This window comes from Chromobacterium haemolyticum (assembly GCF_009936155.1).
Lineage (GTDB): Bacteria > Pseudomonadota > Gammaproteobacteria > Burkholderiales > Chromobacteriaceae > Chromobacterium > Chromobacterium haemolyticum.
This window is the reverse complement of sequence record NZ_AP019312.1, coordinates 2,025,520-2,047,137: the sequence shown is the minus strand read 5'-3', so window position 1 is coordinate 2,047,137 and position 21,618 is coordinate 2,025,520. Positions and strand designations below refer to the sequence as shown.

The 21,618-nt window shown below is 66.4% G+C and carries 9 protein-coding genes; 4 read left to right on the top strand and 5 right to left on the bottom strand.

Going from position 1 to position 21,618, the window contains the following annotated elements; all coding sequences use genetic code 11:
- The 5 genes from GYH29_RS09225 to GYH29_RS09205 all read right to left on the bottom strand — a co-directional run bounded on the left by GYH29_RS09225 (nucleotide 1) and on the right by GYH29_RS09205 (nucleotide 16,688).
- Nucleotides 1-1,257 carry a thioester reductase domain-containing protein gene (locus tag GYH29_RS09225; RefSeq protein WP_043592166.1) on the bottom strand — a complete coding sequence of 419 codons (1,257 nt, stop codon included), beginning with the start codon at nucleotides 1,255-1,257 and terminating at the stop codon, nucleotides 1-3.
- A 64-nt stretch (nucleotides 1,258-1,321) separates the two neighbouring features.
- Complete coding sequence (locus tag GYH29_RS09220; RefSeq protein ID WP_161523582.1) at nucleotides 1,322-2,086, bottom strand: SDR family NAD(P)-dependent oxidoreductase; 765 nt, start codon at nucleotides 2,084-2,086, stop codon at nucleotides 1,322-1,324.
- Entirely contained in the window at nucleotides 2,083-5,175 is a 3,093-nt protein-coding gene (locus GYH29_RS09215; protein ID WP_161523581.1) for a PfaD family polyunsaturated fatty acid/polyketide biosynthesis protein, read from the bottom strand. The genes GYH29_RS09220 and GYH29_RS09215 overlap by 4 nt, the downstream gene beginning before the upstream one ends.
- Nucleotides 5,176-9,507 (bottom strand): hotdog fold thioesterase, encoded by a 4,332-nt coding sequence (locus GYH29_RS09210; RefSeq protein ID WP_161523580.1) that lies wholly within the window; start codon nucleotides 9,505-9,507, stop codon nucleotides 5,176-5,178.
- A 509-nt stretch (nucleotides 9,508-10,016) separates the two neighbouring features.
- Complete coding sequence (locus tag GYH29_RS09205; RefSeq protein WP_198001657.1) at nucleotides 10,017-16,688, bottom strand: type I polyketide synthase; 6,672 nt, start codon at nucleotides 16,686-16,688, stop codon at nucleotides 10,017-10,019.
- 752 nt (nucleotides 16,689-17,440) lie between these two features.
- Between GYH29_RS09205 and GYH29_RS09200 the strand changes: the two genes are divergently transcribed.
- From GYH29_RS09200 to GYH29_RS09185, 4 genes are read left to right on the top strand one after another with little or no spacing between them, the layout of a single operon-like run.
- Entirely contained in the window at nucleotides 17,441-18,568 is a 1,128-nt protein-coding gene (locus tag GYH29_RS09200; protein ID WP_161523578.1) for an ABC transporter permease, read from the top strand.
- A 10-nt stretch (nucleotides 18,569-18,578) separates the two neighbouring features.
- Entirely contained in the window at nucleotides 18,579-19,298 is a 720-nt protein-coding gene (locus tag GYH29_RS09195) for an ABC transporter ATP-binding protein (protein WP_019103214.1), read from the top strand.
- The gene (locus tag GYH29_RS09190) at nucleotides 19,295-20,215 is read left to right on the top strand and encodes an HlyD family secretion protein (protein ID WP_081574012.1); all 921 of its coding nucleotides are present in this window, start codon (nucleotides 19,295-19,297) and stop codon (nucleotides 20,213-20,215) included. The genes GYH29_RS09195 and GYH29_RS09190 overlap by 4 nt, the downstream gene beginning before the upstream one ends.
- Nucleotides 20,212-21,618, top strand: coding sequence for an efflux transporter outer membrane subunit (locus tag GYH29_RS09185; RefSeq protein WP_161523577.1), 1,407 nt, complete (start codon nucleotides 20,212-20,214; stop codon nucleotides 21,616-21,618). Before GYH29_RS09190 ends, GYH29_RS09185 begins: the two co-directional genes overlap by 4 nt.

Genomic DNA, 21,618 nt, shown 5'->3' with positions numbered 1-21,618 from the left:
TCAGCGCACCGCCGCCGCGTCGCTCAGGTCGGCGTCGTACAGGCTCTCCATATAGCCGCCGGCCATGCTGGTGTGACGCTTGATTTCCGCCAGCGGGGTTTGCGCCGACGGGGCGTTGAGGAAGCCCACCTTGCACGCGTAGTCCAGATAGCGCCCGAACAGCGCCTGGTCCGAGTCCGGGCAGCGGATGTCGGTATTGGCCAGCAGTTCCTGGATCTCGCTGGTGTCGTACTTGGCGTGCTCCTTGCAATCGCTGCCGTCGTAGAAGATGGCCATCAGATCGGTGAAGGTGGAGCGGTAGCCGGTGCCGCCGCGGTGCATGCGGCCTTCCTGCAGCGCTTCGAAATACTCCTTGGACGGCACGTCGCGCAGGGTGTAGCCGTAGCCGCGCAGGCGGGCGACGATGCCGTCGTAGCTGATCGGGCGCGGATTGGTCAGGTTGTAGGTGCGGCGATTGCTGGATTGCAGATTCATCGCCGCGAACAGCGTGGCCTGGGCCACGTAGTCCACCGGCGAGATATCGAAGGCTTCGTCGGAGGCGAAGGTGAGCCCGGTTTCCACCAGCGATTTGAGCATCTCGTAGTAAATGCCCTTGACCTTGGTCTGCTTCAGCGGGTAGCAGCCGGTCCGGCTGTCGCCCCAGATATTGCCCGGACGCACGATGACCCAGTCCAGGCCCCGCTCGCCGGCTTCGTGCACCATGCGCTCGGCGGTGAACTTGGAGCGCTCGTAATCCATGTTGACGAAGCCCTGGCCCACGTCCAGATCGGTTTCGCGCAGCACGAAGTCCGGCTGATACAGCTTGTCGCCCACCATGCTGAAGCTGGAGGTGAACACCAGCGGAGCCTTGCCGGCCAGGCACAGTTCGATCAGGTTGGCGGTGCCGCCCACGTTGACCGGGGCGATCTTGTTGTAGGAGGCCACCAGGCTGACGTTGGCGGCGCAATGCAGCACCAGGTCCGCCAGGTGGGCCAAGTCGCGGTAGGCGCTGGCGTCCAGGCCCAGCATGGGCTGGCTGATGTCGCCCAGCACCGGAATGATGCGCCAGGCCTCGGTGGACAGCTTGCGGCCTTCATCGTAGCAATACAGCACGTCTTCGATGCGGGCGCGCGCGGCGTCCTTGTTCTCGGCCCGCACCACGCAATAGACGTTGGCGTCGGTGGTGGCCAGTATTTCCTGCAGCAAACGGCCCCCCAGCACGCCGGTGGGGCCGGTCAGCACGATGTTCTTGACGCTGGTCTTGGCTCGGTAATCCATGACTTCACCTTATGATTTGGGTTGATTCCAGTCGGGGGCCGGCGCGGCCAGCCCCCTGTCTGCGTTACAGAGTGCCTACCCTCATGCCTCCATCCAGGGGAATAACGGTGGCGTTCAGATAGTTGGTCTTGCAGGTGGCCAGGAAGGTGACCACTTCGGCGATGTCCTCCGGCAGCCCCCAGCGCCCCACCGGCACGATGGACTTGACGATGGCGTCGTCGGACTGCTCCACCATCTGGCGATCGACGAACTGATTGAGCATCTTGGTCTTGCAGATGCCCGGCGCGATCGCGGTGACGCAGATGTTCAGCGGCCCCAGCTCCCGCGCCCAGGACTCCGACGCCTTGATCAGGCCGGCCTTGGACGCCGCATACGCCGACCCGCCGGCCGCGCCCCAGATGCCGGCCACCGAGGCGATGTTGATGATGCGGCCGTACTTCAGCCGCGCCATGTGGCGGGAGAACACCGCGGTGGCGTTGAAAGCGCCGTTGAGGTTGACGTCGAACACCCGTCGCGCCAGCTCGCCGCTCTTCTCCGCCGTGCAGTAGCCGCGGCCGATGACGCCGGCGTTGTTGACCAGCACCGTGATGTTGGCCCCCATGCGTTCGACGATGGCGGCGCTGGCCGCGTCCACGCTGGCGGAATCCGTCACATCCATGACGAAGCCGCGCAGGCTGTCCGGGCAGCCCAGCTCCCGGCCCAACTGCTCCAGCCCCGCCGCGTCCACATCCGTGGCGGCTACCGCGTAGCCCACTTCCAGCAGCGACTTGACGATGGCGCTGCCGAAGCCGCCTGCCGCGCCGGTGACGACGGCGACTTGCCGGGTCACGCCACCTCTCCTTCCTTGAAGGCGATGTCGATCACTTTGCGGGCGTTGGCCATGGCGTCGAAGATGCGTTCCTCGAAGAAGCGCACGTCGTCCTGATTCATCAGCAAGTTGGAGTAGATCCGCGACAACGGCGAGAACTGGATGCCGTAGCGCTTGGAGATTTCGCGGATGATGATGTCGCAGAACTTGACCTTGTCGCTGTAGCCCTCGGAGCGGTCCACCATGGTGTCCTGCGAGTGGTAGACCAAGGCGGTGGGCATGCCCTGCACCACCAGCGGCAGATCGTTGGCGTGGGCGGCCTTGATGAAGGTGTCGGAGATCTGCTCGGTGAAGCGGCCCATGCGCTCGTAGCAGCCCGGGTCTTGTTCGATCAGTTCGAAAGTGCTCTTGATCGCGGCCAGGCCCAACGGGTAGCCGTTGAAGGTGCCGGCGTGAATCACTTTGCCGCGGGTGTAGAGGTCCATGATGTCGCGACGGCCGGCAATGGCGGAGATCGGCATCGAACCGCCGCCCAGCGCCTTGCCGAAGGTGGACAAGTGCGGGGTGACGCCGAGGATGCCCTGGGCGCCGGACAGGCCCAGGCGCACGCCGGTGATGATCTCGTCGAAGATCAGCACGATGTTGTACTTCTCGCAGATTTCCTTGGCGCGCTCCAGATAGCCCTCGCGCGGGAAGATGCCGCCGCCGTTGACGCAGATCGGCTCCATCAACACCGCGGCGATTTCATTGTGGTAACGCTCGATGGTGGCTTCCAGCACCTGAATATCGTTCCACGGCAGCATGAAGGACTGGTCTTCCAGCGCGCCGTCGGCGCGGCCCAGGGTGTCCAGCAGGTCGCCCTTGAAGGTTTCCGGCACCGGGAAGCTCAGATCCTGGCGCTTGCGGCCGCCCATGATGTTGTCGGCGTTGCCGTGGTAGTGGCCGTGGAAGCGGATGAAACGCTGCTTGCCGGTAAAGCCGCGCGCCAGGCGCAGCGCGTTCTGCACCGCCTCGGTGCCGCTCAGGCAGAAGCGGATCATCTCGGCGCAAGGGATGTGCTTGACCATCAGTTCGCAGACTTCGACCTCCAGGTCGCAAGTGTCCACCGAGGTCACTTTCTGCATGTAGCGGATCAGCGCTTCGTTATAGGCCTCGTTGTGGTGGCCGACGAAAAGCGCGCCGAATTTGCAGAACAGGTCCAGGTGCTCGTTGCCGTCCAGGTCCCATACCCGGGAATTGCGACCGCGGTTGAACGGCACCACCAGCGGCCGTTCCGGGTCGCCGAAGTTGTAATGGGTGCCGCCCGGCAGCAGCTCCCAGCATTGCTTGTAAAAATCCTTGGACTTGATCAGCGACAGCTTGGTATTGCCTTCCATATTCCTGCTCTCCTCTTGCTTGCCCTGTGATGCTGCGGTTGGTGCTACGGTTGATGAAGGGATGTCGTTCAATTCGGGTTCGGGTCCGATGTCGTCTTCGTCCAGCGCCGCCATGCGGGCGCTGAGCGGTCGGTAACGGTCCAGCCGCGGCGGCGTCAAAACGCCCAGCTGACGCAAGGCCGCCACGCGGCTCAGATACGCCGCGCCGGCCATCAGCTCCACCGCGATGTCGGCCACCTTGCGCTTGGCCACCGGCGCCAGTTCGCTGCCCTGCAGCCACTCGTTGGCCGCGCCCATCGCCGCGCCGCACCAGATCTGGTAATCGACGGCGCGCTCGGCCACGCCGGAGATTGCCCAGCGCGAGGATTGGCCCAGATACCACTGGAACAGCAGCGCCATCTTTTTCTTGGGATTGGCGTTGGCGGCGTCTATCAGCGCCTGATTGCCGCGGCCGGCGAAGAAAGCCTCGGTGTCGGCCCACACCTGGGCCAGCGGCTGGCGGAACACCTGTTGTTCCAGGCTGGCCACTTCGGCGGCCGGGATCTGCTCCAGGCCGGGGTACTGCTTGTACAAGCCGTGCAGCTTCTGCGCGCGCACCGCGTACATGCTGCCGCCCTTGAGCACCTGCACCTTGGCGCCCAGCTCGAACATGTCGGCCGACGGCGCCATCGCCATGTCCGCGATCTTGGCCTTGCCCAGCAATTGCTTGACCGGGTCCGAGGTGCCGGCTTCCACGCAAGCCTGGTTGATGGAGCCGGTGACCACGTAGGCCGCGCCCAGCGAGAACGCCGCCAGCGTGGCGTGCGGGCTGCCGATGCCGCCGGCGGCGCCGACGCGCACCGTGAACGGGTAGCCTTGGCCGGCGCAGATTTCGTCGCGCAGTTCTGCGATGGAGCGGAAGATGCAGCTGAGCAGGCCGTTGTCGGTATGGCCGCCGGAATCCGCCTCCACGGTGATGTCGTCGGCCATCGGCACTTTCTTGGCCAGCTCCGCCTGGCGCTCGCTGATCAGGCCGTCGGCCAGCAGCTTGCGCACGATTTTTTCCGGCGCCGGGCTGAGGAAGTGCTGCGCCACTTCGCGGCGCGACACCTTGGCGATCACGCGGTTGCGGCGGATCACCGCGCCCTTGTCGCCGGCTTCCAGGCCCTTGACCCGGTAGTAGACGATGGCGGCGGACAGGTTGACGTAGGCCGAGGCCTCCACCACCTTGACGTCCTGCTCGATGAACAATTTGACGCAGTTCATCTCCCAGTCCGGCTGGCTGGGGTTGTGCAGCAGGTTGATGGCGTACGGGCCGTTGGGCAGCGCCTGCTTGATGCGGCGGATGGCGCTGCCGATGCGCTCCAGCGTCAGGCCGCCGGCGCCGAAGGCGCTGAGGATGCGGCGCGAACCCAGCGCGATCACCATCTCCTCGGAGTTGATGCCGCCGGCCATGGCCCCGGCGTAATAGGCGAAGCGCACGCCGTAATCACGCAGGAAGGACGGATCGCCGAAGTATTCCGGCAACATCGCCGGCACCATGCCCAGGCAATCCACCTGGCCGTTGCCGGCCAGGCCCCCGGCCGGCTCTAGCAACACCGCGTCCTGCTGGCGCAGCACGTGCAGCGGCCGCGCTAGGTCCAGCAGCTGGGCCTGCGCCTGTTCCGGCGTCTGCTGGAATTTGCCGGCATGGCCCTGCCATTTGTACACCGGGGCCGCGAAACGCGGCGCCACGCAAAGCTTGTCTTGGTTCATTCATGCCTCTATCGCTGTCAGCGCCGGCGCCGAAGCGTCCGCCGCTGCCGGCGCGCGGCTGAAGCCGGCGCCTAGGTTGTCGCACATACCGATGACGTTGCCGCGGTAGATGATCTCCGCGAGGAAGACCAGCGCCATCCGCTCCAGCTGGCCGTCGGCCTGGTAGTCGCAGTGGATGGACTTGCAGGTGAGCCGGTAACGCAGGGTGTCCGCCTCGCACTTCACTTCGCCGCGGAACTTGGCGCTATAGCTGTGCGGGCTGAGCGCGTGCGGCACCATGCCCGGCAGCGAATACAGCCCCAGGTAGCACAGGTAGAACTTGACCAGTTGCTCGCAGCCTTCCACCAGGAAGGTGCCGGGCATCACCGGGTCGTTCTTGAAGTGGGCGCGGAACACCCAGTGGCTGGGGTCGATGTCGCGCTCGGCCACCGCTTCGCCCAGGCCGAAGGCGCCGCCGGAGGCGGAGATCGACACCACTCGGTCCAGCATCTTGGCCGCCGGCGCATACAAGCGCGGCGCGCGCGGCGTGGCGTAGGCGGCGTCACCGAAGCAGGCGACGAAATCGCCGCGCTGCAAGGCCTCGATATGGCTGCTGTCGAAGGACTCGCGCCGGCAGCGCAGTGGCGGCTGGAACGGCTCCGCCGGCTGCTTGGCCTTCAGATAGGGCGCGGTGTTGACCCCCTTGGATTTTTCGATGTCCTTGGGCAGGAAGAAGCCGGAATTGGCCTCCAGCTTGAAGCTCAGCCTATCGCCGACGTAGCACAGGTACTCGTAGGCGATCAGCACGTTCTTGCCCACCTTGAGGAAGGACTTGATGTTGACGCGGCCGCGCAGCACTTCGCCGGCCTTGGGCAAGGGACCGTAGACCGTGGTCTGGCTATCCACCGCCCGGTAGCGCAGCTGGCCCTTGAACAGCTGGTCGCAGCCGATATAGGTGAAGGCCACGATCATCGCGTGCGAGGCTTCCAGCGACACGAAGGCCGGCACCAGTCCGTCGGACACGTACCAGGCGTCGGGATGCAGGTCGTACTCCCACTCAATGAAGCACGGCTCCAGCTTGCCCGGCTGCGCCGACAGCGCGGTGATACGCGAGGCGAACATATACGGCGGCGACGGCATGCGGGTGCGGATCGGGTAGCTGTCGGCCTCGGCGTAATCCGGGCCCAGCACCTTGGCGATGGAGCCGTCGGTCAGCTCCACCAACTGGGCTTCGTCGAACAAGGGGCGCGGACGCGCCGCCGCCACCGCGGCCTTGGGCTTGGCCGCGCGGCGCTGACCGGCCGGCGCGCCGGCGCCCAGCAGTTGCGCGATGCGCTGGTAGAAACGCTGTTCCGCCTGCAGATAGCTGAGCTGGGTTTGCGCCTGCCGGCTCTGTTGACGTTGCAAGGCCGGCGCCTCGCTGTCCGCCGACACGGCGGCGGCGGGCAGCGGCTGCGCCTGTTGCGCCGCCGGCGGCGGACGCCGCCAGGGCGTGACGTTGCCGAACAGCGCGCGGTTTGCGTCGTTGACTATCATCTCGGCGATGGTGTGTTCGCGGCCGGTGTGCACGGTGGCAACCAGGGCCGGACCGCCCGTCTGCGGCGGCGTCGGCGCTCTGGCTTCCCGGCGATTGGCCTCGCCGGGCTCCTGCAGAATCATGTGGGCGTAGCCTCGGTCCAGGCCCAGGCTGTTGACCGCCGCCAGCCTCAGGCCGCCTGCCGGCGCCGGCCAGGCCGCGCCGGTTTCTCCGGCGCGGAACACGGCGCGCAGCGCGTCCTGCGGATAGGCGGCCAGCGCCGCCGCGCCGGGCAGTTGCCGGCTATGCAGGCACAGCGCGGCCTTGATCACGCTGACGATGCCCTGGGCCGAGGCCAGCTGGCCGTAGTTGGCGGCCACCGAGCCGGCGATCACGCCGCTGTCGCGGTAAACCCGGGACAGGCCGTCGATCTCCACCTGGTTGTCGCTGGCCAGCGCGCCGCCGCTCAGTTCCAGATAACCCACCGACGCCGGATCCGCGCCGGCTTGGCGCAAGGCCGCCGCCGCCGAGCGCGCCACCGCGTCCGCCACGGGTTGGAATTCGGTACTGTCGCCGCAGGCGTGGCCGATGGCCAGGCCGCGCATCACCGCGTAGACGCGGTCCTTGGCGTCCAGCGCCGCCTGCTCGCGCTTGAGCACCACCACGCCGCCGCCCTCGCCCACCGGCGCGTCGACATGGCCGGCGCCGCGACGCGGCGCCCACAACACGTTTTCCAGGCCGCCGGCGAAGCTGCCGCCGGCGACGATCACCGCGTCCACCAATTGCTCGGACAACATGAATTGCGCCAGCTCTATCGCCTTGAAGGCGGCGTTTTCATGCGCGCACAAGGAGAAGGCCGGGCCGTCCAGCTTCAGGTGGGCGGCGATGCGGCTGGCCACCACATTGCCGATGCCGCCGGTGATGCCCTCCGGATACGGCTCCGGAAACAAGCTGTCTTTGACGATGGTTTCCAGCGCCGCGGTCTGCGCCTCGCTCAGCGAGATGCCGCTGTGCGCCAGGCTGTCTCGCACCTGCCAGGCCATTTCGTTGCGCGCCTGGTAGCGCGAGCAGCTGTAGTCCACGTCGCCGGCGACGATGACGGCGATATTGCGCTTGCGGCCGTCCAGCTGATAGCCGGCGTCGTAGAAGGCGCGCTCGGCGATGGGCATCAGGAACAAATGCGACAGCAGATGGCTGCCCACCACCTTGGGCGGTAGCTTGAAGCGTTTGCAGTCGAAATCGAACTGCTCGATATAGGCGCCCGCCGGGGCCTGACGGTAGCCGCGCGCGCCCAGCACGTCGGCGCGCCCCTCCAGACCCAGCCAGCGGGTGCGCGGCAGCGGGCGGAAGTGGCTGCGGCCCTCGGCCACCGTCCGCAGCAAGGCGTCCGGGGTTTCGGTGTCGGCCAGGGCCACGCCCACGCCGACGATGGCCAGGCTTTGTTGCTCGGCCGGCAGCTGCGGCCAGGCGGCCGCCGGCGCGTCGGCGCGGTGTTCGCGCAGCACCATGTGGCCGTTGACGCCGCCGAAGCCGAAGGCGTTGATGCCGGCGCGCTTGGCCTGGCCGCGTTGCGGCCACGGCGTGGTATCGCGCACCACGTGGCGAATGACCAGCTGGCCGCCGGGGGTGCTGACCATGTCTTCCACGTTCAGCGTCGGCGGAATCACGCCGCTGCGCATCGCCAGCAGCACCTTGAGAATGCTGGCCATGCCGGAGGCGGTCAGCATGTGACCGATATTGCCCTTGTTGGCGCCGATCAACGGCCGTTGCGCCTGATCGGCGAAGAAGGTCTCCACCGAGCCCAGCTCCACCTGGTCGCCCACCGGGGTGCCGGTGGCGTGGCATTCCAGGTAATCGATATTCTTGTCCACGCCGTCGTAGGCGCGTTTCAGCGACAGCAACTGGCCGTTGAGGTCCGGCACCAGGATGTGCTTGGCGCCGCCGTCGTTGGACAGGCCAATGGATTCGATCACGCCGTAGATGCGGTCCTTGTCGCGCACCGCGTCGGCGTAGCGCTTGAGCGCGATCACGCTGGCACCCTCGCCGGCCTTCAGGCCCTGGGAATTGCGGTCGAACGGCACCGACTGGCCGTCGACCGGGAAGGCCTGCAGCACGTTGAAACCGTGATCGATGTAGATGTGGTCGGCGTGGCAGACCGCGCCGGCCAGCATCAGATCGGCCTTGCCGCTTTGCAGGTAATAGCTGGCCACGCGGATGGCGTACAGCGCCGAGGCGCAGGCCGCGTCCAGCGCGAAGCTGGGGCCGGCCAGGCCCAACGCCTGGGCCGCCAGCGTGGCGTTGTGGCTGCCGGTCATCAGATTGAGATCGGACAAGCCTTCCGCCTGCCAGGGCTGGCGGAAATGGAAATCGTCGCGTTGCAGCAGCTCCTGGACGTAGGGCTCCAGGATGCCTTGATAGAAGCCGTTGAGCAGTTTCTTGCCGGCATGCGTGGGCATGCCGATATTGCCGATGATCAGGCCGCAGCGCTCCAGCGCCTCGGCGCTGTGAGCCGCGCCCTGTCCGGCGTCGATCAGCGCCTGTTCCGCCGCGTAGAGCGTCCATTGGAACAAGGGGTCCAGCGCCTCCAGCTGCGCGGCGGGCAGACGGTAGCGGCCGGCGTCCAGCTTGAAGCCGCGCACGTGGCCGTTCTTGTTGTAGGCTATCTTGTCCGCGGTGCCCGGCACCGGATGGCGATACAGCGCCGGGTCCACGCCCAGCTCTTCCCGGCTCAATTCCGAGGTGCAATCCCGCCGCTCCAGCAGGTTGCGCCAGTACTGTTCTGGCGTTTCGGCGCCTGGAAACAGGCAGCCTAATCCGATAATGGCAATTTCTTCCATAATGCTTCCGTGTCTTGGATCTGTTGACGTTTGTTTTTCTCGCTGCGCTGACCGAGAAAAGTGCGTTCTACAAGGCGGAGGGCGCAGGCCTTGGTGAACCAAGGCCAAGCCTGACAACGCCGTAGAGGGTTCTTTTCCCGGTCAGCCCCTGGGTTCGCTCCCAGCCGGCGCCTCGCTTTGTCGCCCGCCTCTGGCAGTGAATGACACTGCGGCGAGGCGGGCTTCGCGCACTGCATCCGCCTGGGAGCGAACGCAACAGAAAAACAAACGTCAACAGATCCTGAAAGTAGAGCCAACATTCCCAAACCTTGGGCGCAACCGTCCCCCTCCGCCGCCGGCCGCTGTTGAAGCGGCGGGCGGCGGCGCGGGATCAGGATTGAACCGCCGCGGGCCGATTTCGAGCGCGGCGGCGGCTAGGCGAATCTCCCGCCTCCGCGACTCGGCTGTATGGCCGGCGCGCGTCGCCGCGCTCCAGACCGGCCGCGCCCTCGGGCGCGGCCTTGCTCGCGTCACACCGCCACGCTGGCCTCCGGGTCGCACATCAGCTGCCGCAGCTTCTTCGACACGGTGAACTGCAAGCCGGAAAGCTTGCTGTACACCTTGCCGTCGGCGCCGTGGACGGTGACGTCGGCCAGCAGAGTGGTCGCGGTTTGCGCCGTGACCGCCATGCTCAGATAGAAGGCCTGGTCGAAAGCCAGCGGCGCGTACTGCCGCCACTCGGCGATCTGCAGCGGCAGCCCGGCCTTGTCCGACTGCGACATCAGCCAGACCAGCGGCGTTTGCAACGCCACGTCCGCCAGGTAGGGGTTGAAGGAATTCACCGGGAACTGCCCCTGCCCGGCCGCGGCGGCCAGCCGGCCGCCCGCTTGCAGGCCCTGGCCGTCGAGACGGAACAAGGTCTGCACGCCGCGGAAGGCTGGGCCATGGAACAGCCAGGCGCCGTCGCGCATGTCGCCGTACAGCGGCGGATGCTCCAGCGGCGCGCCGGTCGGCGCCTTCGGCCCGTCCGCCGGCTGTTCCGCCGCCAGCCGGGTCATGGTCACCCGCGCCTGATAGCGGTTCAGCGCGGCGCCGTCCACCTGGTTGAAGATGCTCACGTCCAGCGTGTGGCGGTCGCCGTTGCCGCCGGCTTCGTCCACCGGCCTCAGTTCAGCGATGAAGCGCCGCTGCTCTCCGGCGTCGAACACCACGCCCTTAAGCACGCGGAAGTCCGTTAGCGTCTCCAGCCGGTAGCCCGGCAGCAGGTCTTCGCACAGCTGCACCATCCAGCCGGCCGCGGCGGTGGCCGGCAGCACCGGCTGCCCGCCCACCACGTGATCCGCCAGGAAGCCGTTGACGGCCGGGTCCAGCTCGCGCTCCACCCGGGTCAGCGCCGGCAAGGTCTTCTGCTTGCGCCCCACCTTGTAGCTGCCGCCGCCCACGATCACCTGCGGCACCAGGCCGGCGGCGAACTCGTCGACGAAGAACCGCGCGCCGACCGAGGTGGGGATGATGGCCAGGCCGCGGTCGGCGTAGGCCTTCTTCAGCACGTCGTTGACCATGCCGCTGTCCCACGGACCCCAGTTGATGCTGCGCACCTGCTGTTTCGGGTACAGGGTCTGGTACAGATAGGCGAACTTGTTCAGCGCGTCGTTGGCCATCGCGTAATCGGTCTGGCCGGCGTTGCCGAAGAAGCCCGACACCGAGGAGAACAGCACCAGGTGACGCAAACCGTCCGGCTTGACCGCCGCCAGCAGGTTCTCCAGCCCTTTGACCTTGGTGTGGAACACCGAGCGGAAATCGGCCGGGGTCTTTTTCTCGATGCGCTTGTCCGCCAGGTTGCCGGCGCCGTGGATGATGCCGCGGATCGGGCCCAGCTGCCGCTGCGCCTCCGCCGCCGCCCGCGCCACGTCCTTGGCGTCGGCTATGTCGCAAGCCAGATAGATGGCCTGGCCGCCGGCCTGCTCGATGGCGGCGATGGTGGCGCGCACCTCGGCCAGCTGCAGCAGCTCCTTGAGCAAGGCGTCCACCTTGACCGGGGTCACCGTCTCGCCCTGCTGCTGCAGGTGGCGGATGGCGCGCGCCTTGAGCTCGGCCAATTCGCCGCCGCCTTCCGCCCACTCCGGCAGCGGCGCGTCGATGCGGGTGCGGCCCAGCAGCGCGAAGCGGGCCGGATAAAGCTTGGCCAGCGCGATCACGCACTCGGCGGTGATGCCGCGCGCGCCGCCAGTGACCAGGAACACGGTCTTGGCGTCGATATTGGCCACGGCCTGAGGATCGGTCGGCGCCGCCTCGAAGCCCAGCGTCATCCGCTCGCCCTTGACGCCGCGGCCCACTTCGGCCACGTCGGACTGCACGTCGCGCAGCTCTTCCAGCAACATCGCGGCGATGGCGCTCTTGCCGCATTTGGGATCGAAGTCCACCGTGCGGCAGAACACATCCTCCCACTCGATGTTCAAAGCCTTGCTCAGGCCGCTGACGCCGGCCGCGGCCACCGGGAAGGCGGCGCGCCGGGCGGTGCCCAGCTCGCCGTCCAGCTGGCTGGCCACGAAGAAGCACGCGCGTCCCGGTCCGGGTTGCGCCAACGCCGGCTGCAGCAGCTTGGCCAGCAGGAACAGCGCTTGCGCAGTGTCGTACTCGGCCGCGGGGAAGGCGTTGGCCAGCGATTTGACGTTGCCGGCCGGCGCCTGCAGATGGATGAAGCCGCCCACCTGCCCTTCGGCCACCGCGATGCGCGACAGCACGTCCTCCAGCGCCAGCTCGTCGGCGCGTTCCAGCACGTAGTCGTTCACGTGCTTGATCGCCTTGCGCTGGCCCTTGGCCTGCTGCCACTTGAATACCAGCCGCGCCACCTGTTGGCCGTGGGCCAGCAGCTGTTTGGCCACTTCTTCGCTTAAACCCTTGCCGTCGTCGGTCAGCAGCCAGAGCCGGCCGGCGGCCAGCTCCAGCAGGTCCGGCTTGGGCAAAGCCTGTTTCCGCGCCTGAAAACGATGGATGGACGCGGTTACCGTATGGGCATCACTTACAGGGGATTGCTGAGCGAGGGCAGATGCCGTCTCCCGGGGCTCAGCTAGGGATTTTTTTGCTGCGGAGTCCTCCACGGCAACGTCGGCCACCAGTTTCTTGGTGGACGACACCACGCCCAGCTGACGCAAGGGCTTGGCTTCCGCCGCCGGGGTTTCGTGCAAGGCGGGTTCGCTGGAAACCGGGGCCGGCGCTTCCGCCGGAGCCGGAGCGGCTTCCGCGGCCGGCGCGGCGGCGGAACCCTGCTTCAGTTCGGTCAGCAGTTCGGAGATGGTTTGCTTGAAGAAGCCGCCCATCTTGCGAATGTTGCTGAAGGCGTCGATGTCGAAGGTCTCCATGTCCTTCTGTTTTTCCATGTCCTGGAAGTGCGGTACTTCGGCGGACAGTTGGTCGAACATGGCGCCGAAGATTTCCAGGCGCTTGATCGAATCGATGCCCAGGTCCGCTTCCAGGTCCATTTCTTCATTGATCATGTCCGCCGGGTAGCCGGTGCGGTCGCTGACGATGTCGATCAGTTGCTTGATCAGGTCGGCCTCGGTCAAGGCCTCGAAGCGCTGAATCAGGGCCTGGTCTTCGGCGCTGATCGCGACGGCGGCCGGCGCGGCGGCTACGGGAGCGGGCGCGGCCACCGGAGCCGGCGCGGCCGGGGCGACGGCTTGCGGGATGTCCTGCAGCTTCGGCTTGGGCGCCTGAACCTCGGTCACGGCGGCCACCGGCGCGGAAGGGGCGACGGCAGGCTGCGCAAGGGGAGCGGCCGCCGGCAATTCCACCGCGGCGCGCGGCGTCGGCAAGCTCACTTCCAGCGGCGCGCGCTGTTGCAGACGCGCGGCCACCTGGCCGCCGCGCGCGGCGACATCGGCGCCCAGCAAGGCCTGCTGGTTGTCGAAATAGTGCTCGTGATTAACGTGGTAGAGCTCCTGATTCTTGTCCAGCAGCTGCAGGCTCTGGCCCAGGCTGGCCACCACCTCCGTCAATTGCTGGCTGCCCTGGAATTTCTCCAGCAAGGTGTATTGCTTGGTCATCAGCGAATCCAGCAGCTGGATGTAATCCTTCTGATTCAGCTGGAACTGCTGGTGCACCTGGCTGAGCATGTTCTGCGCCTGGATCTGCGCGTCCAATACGCTCAATACTTCGTTGTCCGAGCTACTGCGTTGCATGATTCCCTCTCCGCTTATGACATGGATGGGCTCCAGCCACATCATGTCGTCCCTGTTGTCGACCAAAGTTTCCACCACTACCCTACTATCCCGCTCCGTCTCCGGCGCCCGCGGCGGCGAGCTGGCGGCAAGCCGCTCGTCGATGAAGGCGTCGATAACGCGCGTATCCTTGCGCATGGCGTGCGCGCGGCGCTGCTTGGCTTTCTCCGAGTAGAAGAAACCGCCGCTCATCTTGTAAGTCAGCGACTTTTTCTTCGGCGCCGCGGCCAAGGGCAAGGCCGCCTGCGGATCGGTGGAGCTCAGCTCCACGCCCTCCACCGCCAGCCGCGCCAGCGCGCGTTTGAATTGCAGGGCTTCCTCGCCGTTGGCGCTGGGGTTCAGCGACACCACCGCGTGCGGCTTGTCCTTGAGAATGTCCGCCACCAGCTTGCCCAAGATGCCCTTGGGACCGATCTCGACGAACAAGTAACCGCCCTGCTGATGAATGCGTTCTATGGTTTGCTGGAAGCGCACCGGGCTGACCAGTTGGCTGATCAGCGACTGCTTGATCTTGGCCGGGTCGTCGGCGTGGCGCTCGCCGCTGGCGGTGGAGTACACCGCGGCCCGCGGCGTCTGGAACGGAATCCCGGCCAGGCTGGCTTCAAACGGCGCGCAAGCGTGGCGCACGAAGTCGGTGTGGAAGGCCGCGGACACCGCCAGCACTTGGCTGCGCACCTTGCGCTCGTTCAGAAACTCATGGGCCTGGCGGATGATGTCGCTGGCGCCGCCGAACACCAGTTGCTGCTGCGAGTTGTAATTGGCCACCACCAGCTCCGGGAAGCGTTCCAGCACCGCGCTGGCCTCGCTCTCCGGCAGCGAAGCCGCCAGCATCGCGCCCGGCTCGCCGCCCGGCACCGGGCTGGCCACCGCCGCGCCGCGCGCCAGCGACGTCCGGTAGAAGTCCTCGTCGCTCAGCACGCCGGCGGCCCACAAGGCGGTCACTTCGCCGTAGCTGTGGCCGGCCAGGAAGTCCGGACGCAGGCCCAGGCCGCTCAACAGTTTGTAGTAGCCGGCGCTGATCGCGCCGATCGCCGGCTGCGCGGTGCGGGTCTGGGTCAGCTCCGCCATCTGGCGATCCGCCGTTTCCGCGTCGAAGGCAGGCGGCGGGAAGATGGACGCGGACGGCAACGGCAGCCCGTCGGCGTGCGCCGCGGCGTCCAGTCCCTCCAGCGTTTCGCGCATCGCCGGGTAATCGTTGGCGATATCGCGGCCCATATTCACGTACTGCGCGCCCTGGCCGGGGAACAAGGCCACCACGCGGCCGGCCAACGGAGCCGCCTCGCGCTTGTAATAAATGCCCAGCGGGTGCTCCCAGTCCTGATCCGGACGCGCCCGCAGCAGCTTGATCGCCTCGTCCAGCAAACCGGCGGCCTGTTCGGCCGAGCTTGCGACGAAGGCCAGGCGCGCGGAATCGGCCGGCGCCCGCGCCGCGGCGCCTTGATGCAGGCGGAACTGGTAGCCGGCGTCTGCGGCGCGGAAGGACTCCAGCTTGTGCTCGGCCAGCGCCAGCAGTTGTTCCGGGCCGTCCGCGTGCAACAACACCACTTCCGGGCGCAGGTTCAGACGGAAATCGCCCTGCGGCCGCGCCTGGTGCTCCTCCATGATGGCGTGGTAGTTGGTGCCGCCGAAGCCGTAAGCGCTCAAGGCCGCGCGGCGCGGCGCGCCGCTCACCGGGCTCAACCACGGCCGGCTGTCGATGTTGACGTAGAAGGGGCTGGCGCTGTCCGCCAGTTCGCGGCTGGGTTGGCTGACGTTGATGGTGGGCGGCAGCACCTTGTGGTACAGGCTGAGCGCCGCCTTCATCATCGCCGCCGCGCCGGCGGCGCAACGGGTGTGGCCGATCTGCGATTTGACGCTGCCAATGGCCACCGAGCCGGGCTGGGCGCCGCCGGCTTCGAACACCGCGCGCAGGCTCCTGATCTCGGTCTCGTCGCCGGACTGGGTGCCGGTGCCGTGCGCCTCCACCAACTGAATTTCCGCCGGCGAGATGCCGGCGCGCTCATAGGCTCGGCGCATCGCCTTGACCTGACCTTCGTGACGCGGCGCGAAAATGCTCTTGGCGCGGCCGTCGCTGGAAGCCTGCAGCGATTTGATCACCGCGTAGATGCGGTCGCCGTCGCGCTCGGCGTCTTCCAGACGCTTGAGCACCAGGAAGCCGACGCCGTCGCCCAGCATCATGCCGTCGGAAGATTCGTCGAAGGGACGCGACAGGTTGCTCTTGGACAAGGCCGGAGTCTTGCTGAAGCACAGGAAGGAGAAGATGGAGTTTTCCAGGTTGACGCCGCCGGTCAGCACCACGTCGCAGCTGCCGTCCACCAGTTCGCCCACCGCCGCCTTGATCGCGGCCAAGCTGCTGGCGCAAGCGGCGTCCACCATGTAAGAAGTGCCGCCCAGGTCGAAATAGCTGGCGATGCGGCCGCAGGCGACATTGCCGAGGAAGCCGGGGAAGCTGTCCTCATTCCATTCCAGGTAAAGGTGGTTGACGCGATCGATGACTTCGTCGGCCACCGCGCCCGGCAGACCCGCGTGGTTCAGCACCTTGCGCAGATACGGCTCCTGCTGCCGGAAAGCCAGCGAGAACGAGGTGTTGCCGTTGCCGGCGCCGCCCAGAATCACCCCCACCCGGTCTTTGTCCACCGGCAGCGCGTCCTCGCCCACCAGCCTGGCGTCCAGCATTGCCTGCTTGGCCACGTGCAGCGCGAAGATTTGCGCGGTGCTGATGGACTCCAGCATCAGCGGCGGCAGTTTGAATTCCACCGGATCGAAATCGATGGCCGGCACGAAGCCGGCGCGGTGCCCGTAAGTTTTGTCCGCGGCGCTCGGGTCCGCACTGTAATAGTCTTCCTTGCGCCAGTACTCATCGCCGTCCTTCTGGTCGATGTCGGTCAGGGAATCCTTCTTGTCGACGATATTGGTCCAGAAATCATATAAGGTCGCCGCATCGGGAAAGTGGCTGGCCATGCCCACAATCGCGATATCCAACGTCCCTGGTCCAATCCTGCTCGATAAGGTCTTGCTCATTGCTCCTCCCGCGGTGAACCTGCTGTTTCGCATCATTCGCTTGCCGCCGCGCACCAACCGGGAAGCGCAATCGCCGGCCGCACGGCCAGGGTCGACTGCCTTTCTTTAAATCCGGTCCCGCACGCAAAGCCTGGATCGAATTCGCGCCCGACTAAACGTCGCACGCGCCTGCTGCCCATTACCCAAACCACATTAAAAACCGCGATAAAAACTTGACAAAATTTTTACAAACCAAGTTATCAAATCCGGTTTTGGAAAATTATGACGTTGAAATCTTAGCGTTTCCTTAGGGCCTTCTTGCAGTTGACTGATTTATCTCCACAGATCTGGAGAAAAAATAGACAAAACAAAATAAGTAATTGATTTTTATGATGTATCTTTATTGACACACAGATGCTGAAGTCATTATTTTTTAGCAAATCCATTGCTAAAAAATAAATTTCCCGGTCATAAAAAGGAAAACTGAAGAGAGTCTGAGCAAGCAATAAGAACAGGGAATTATTGGCGCGACACTTAAATTCAACGTCCGAACCAATACCAGTGGTATTAATCGGCCAAAACCCTATTCGCCGCCCTTCTCTTAATTACCATTGGCAACCCTCAGAAAACCCTAAGCAGGAATGGGCATACTGCCTCCATTTCATCCCGGAGACAGTCATGCCCCAGCCTACTCATACTCCCAGCCTGCCCGGCCTCAGCGTGGAGACCTGACCATGGTCTCCCTCGCTCGCGCCTCGCTGATTTACGAGTGGCGCCGCTTTCTGCCCGCGGTGCTGGCGGTGGCTTTCGCCGGCCTGCTGGTTCAGGTGCAACTCAGCCTGCTCCTCGGCATGTTCAGTTCGATAGGCGTCTACATCGACCGCTCCAGCGCCGACCTTTGGGTGGGCTACCCCGCCACCCAGAGCGTGGACCTGGCCCGCCCCATTCCCGGCAAAACAGAGAACAACCTGTGGGCGCACCCGGAAGTCACCGCGGTGGAGCGCTTCACCTGGACCATGGCGGACTGGCAGCGGCCCGGGGGCGGCAAACTCAGCGCGGTGTTGATCGGCATTGACCCGCGGCCGCAGGCGATGACTTTCGCCACCTTGCTGACCCCGGCCTTGCGCCAGGAACTGACGGTGCCCAGCACCGTGCTGGTGGATGAAAGCGACCTGGAAAAACTGGGGGTCAAGATAGGCGATTACGCCGAGCTCAGCGGCAAGCGGGTGCGCATCGGCGGCACGGTCAACGGCATGCGCGCGATGGGCGGCGCCAACATTCTGACCTCGCTGAACACCGCCCGCCGTATTGATCCCAATTTGCGCAACGACACCACCGACTACTTCCTGGCGCGGCTGCGCGACCCCAACCGCGCCGAACAGGTGCGCGACCAACTGCAACCCAGCGGCAGCTTCAAGCCGTTCCAGGTCTGGACCGCGGAGGAATTCTCCGCTCAGTCGCAAACCTACTGGCTATTCGAATCCGGAGCCGGCTCCGGTTTCCTGTTTTCCTCCGCGCTGGGCCTGCTGGTCGGCATCGTCATCACCAGCCAGACGCTGATGGCCGCCATCGTCGCCGCGCTGCGCGAATACGCCACTTTGCGGGCTTTGGGGGTGTCCTCCTCCTCCTTGCGCGCCGTGATTCTGGAGCAATCGTTCTGGGTCGGCCTGGCTGGCCTGGTGATCACCGCCGTGGTCGGCGCGCTGCTGGTGGCCGCCGCCCGTCACGCCCACATCGCGCTGGAGGTGCCGCTGTGGGGCTGCGTGGCCACCGGCACCCTGGTGCTGGGCATCGCCCTGCTTTCCGGCCTGTCCGCGCTGCGCGCGCTGAACCAGGCCGAGCCCTCTACCCTATTGCGATAAGGAGACTCTCATGTCCGCCTCTCCCGCCATCGTCGGCGAAAACCTGAACCGTTCGTTCAGCAACGGCAAGACCGAGCAAACCGTGCTCACCAATATCTCGCTATCCATCTTGCCCGGCGAACTGACCCTGATCATCGGCCCGTCCGGATCCGGCAAAAGCACCTTGTTGTCCGTGCTTTCCGGCCTGCTGCCGCCCAGCTCCGGCCGCGTCACCGCGCTGGGGCTGGAACTGACCAAGCGGTCCATAGAAGAATTGAGCCGCTTCCGCCTGGAACATTGCGGTTTCGTATTCCAGGGCTTCAACCTGTTCGCCTCGCTGACCGCGCTGGAAAACGTGCTGCTGCCCCTGAACTACGGCCCCAAGATCACCAAGGCCGAAGCCGAGAGACGCGCGCAGGAAGCCTTGGAGCTGGTGGGCCTGGGCCCGCGCGCCAAGCTGCGGCCGATGGAGCTGTCCGGCGGCGAAAAACAACGGGTCGCCATCGCCCGCGCGCTGGTCAAGCGGCCCAAGCTGATGTTCGCCGACGAGCCCACCAGCGCTCTGGACAGCCACAACGGCCAAGTGGTGATCGACCTCTTGCACCAGATCGCCCAGGAACAAGGCACCACGGTGCTGGGCGTGTCCCACGACAACCGCCTGATCAAGCACGCCGACCGCGTCATCACCCTGGAAGACGGCCAGGTGGTCAAGGATCTGCGCGTCCATAACACGCCGATGGAGGTAGCATGAGCAGCCCTATTCCCAAGACCCCGCTGCGCCTGGGCTCGCTGCTGGCGCTGAGCCTGTTATTGAACGGCTGCTCCGAGCCCCCGCCTCCCGCGCCGGTTCAGCAATCCCCTTGGGCCGCCATCGCCAAGGGCCGCGTCAGCATAGAAGGCGGAGTGATCAATATCGCCGCGCCGCGCGCGGGCATTATCCGAGAGGTGTCCGTGGAGGAAGGCGCCGAGGTCAAACCCGGCGCGGTGCTGGCCCGGATCGACGACCGCGAAGCCAACCTGGCGATGAAGGTGCGCGAGCAGGAGCGCGACGAGGCGCGGCAGGCGCTGACGCTGCTGCAGGTCAAGCACGCCATCGCCCAGCGCGAGCTGCAACGGGTGTCCGCGCTAAGCGGCGACGAGGTGGTGTCCAAACAGGAAAAAGACAACGCCCGCGATCAGGTCAGGCTCAGCGCCTCCGAACTGGCCCGTCAGCAGGCGGCGGTAGCCACCGCCGACGCGCAAGTGGCCGCCAGCAAACTGGAAGTGGACCAGCACGTGGTGCGCGCGCCGCTGGCCGGGCGCATCATCCGCCGTCAGGCCCGCCCCGGCGACGGCACCTCCACGCTGAACGTGACACCGCTGTTCATGTTCGCCCCCAACGGGCCGCGCATCGTCCGCGCCGACCTGGAAGAACGTTACGTCAGCGTGGTAACGCCCGGACAGGCGGCGGAAGTGACGCTGGAGGCGGACGAAACCAAGGTCTACAAAGCCAAGGTGCTGCGGCTGGGCCAGGTGTTCGGCAACCGCCCGGACAACGACGACCCCAACGAGAAACAAGATGTGCGGGTGATTGAATGCGTGCTGGCGCTGGTGGACGCGCCGGAAATCCGCATTGGCCAGCGGGTGCTGGTACGCATCTCCCGACAAGACAAGGCGGGCAAACCATGATGCGGCCCATCGCTCTGCTCCTGCTCCTGCTCCTGGCGCTTGGCGGCTGCGCCGGGATGGAACCTTCGCGCCCCGCGCCGGCGCTGCCGGAGCGCTACAGCCAGGCTCTGCCCGGCCATGCGCCGGACGCCCAAGCCTGGGACGGTTTCGGCGATCCCGGTCTCAGCCGGTGGATCGCGACGGTGCGCGAGGGCAACATCGACCTCGCCGCCAGCCTGGCGCGGCTGGACGCCGCGCGCGCCGAACTGGGCGTGCTCAACGCAGACCGCTACCCCAAGCTGGACTTCGAGCAATCGGTAGAGCGGCGCAAGCTGTCCAAGTTCGATTTGGGCGAAGTCGGCGAAGACACCGCCAACCCCAGCACCCGCTACAGCTCGCGGCTGGCGCTGGGCTATGAGGTGGACTTGCGCGGCCGGGTCAGCGCCGCGGTCAGCGCCGGCCGCGCCGATCTCAAGGCCAGCGGCGGCGACCTCGACGCGCTGGGCCTGAGCCTGGCGCGGCAGACCACGGAACTGTGGCTGACGCGGGCGGAGCTGGCCGCCGACGTCGAACTGCTCAGGGAGGCCGCGCGGCTGCGCCAGCGCCTGCTGGCCGGGGTCGCCGCCAAACGCCGCGTCGGCCTGGCCAGTGGCAAGCAGTTGCTGGAGCCGGATAGCGAGGCCAGCGAAGCCGCCCGCCTGCTTGCCCAGCAAGGCGACGCGCTGAAGCGGGTGGAACGCAGCCTATGCCAGCTGGCCGCCCAAATGCCGAACGCCTGCGGCTTGCCGCCGGCGCGGCCGCTGCGCGAACTCAGGCTGCCGGAAGTGGGCGGCGAAGTGCCGGCCCGGCTGCTGCAACGCAGGCCGGACCTCAGCGCGGCCCAGGCCCGCTACGACGCCGCGCGCGCTCGCATCGACGAGGCGGAGGCGGCTCGCTGGCCGTCGCTGACGCTGAACGGCGGCCTGGGCATCAGCGCCGGCAGCTGGTCCGCATTGCGCGGCAGCAAGGTGCTGAACTGGTCGCTGTTGCCGCAGTTGGACATTCCGCTGTTCGACGCCGGCAAGCGCAAGGCCGAAGCCCAGCGCGCGCGTTCTGCCGCCGCAGAACAATACGCGGCCTGGCGCGGCGCGGTCACCCGCGCGGTGTACGAAGTGGAAGACGCGGCCGCCGCCGCTCACTTCGCCGGCACGGACCAGGAAGCCAAGCAGCGCCAATACGCGGACGCCAGCCGCCGCTTGCGCGCCGAGCGCGACGCTCGCGGCGTGGGCCTCAGCGACGGCCAGGCGGAATGGCGCGCACAGCTGGCGCAGCTTCAGGCGGAACAGGGCGTACAAGGCGCGCGCCGCCAGCAGCTGCTGGCGGCGGCCAATCTGATCGCCGCCTTGGGCGGCGGCTGGGAGGGCTCGGACAAGACCACGCCTTGA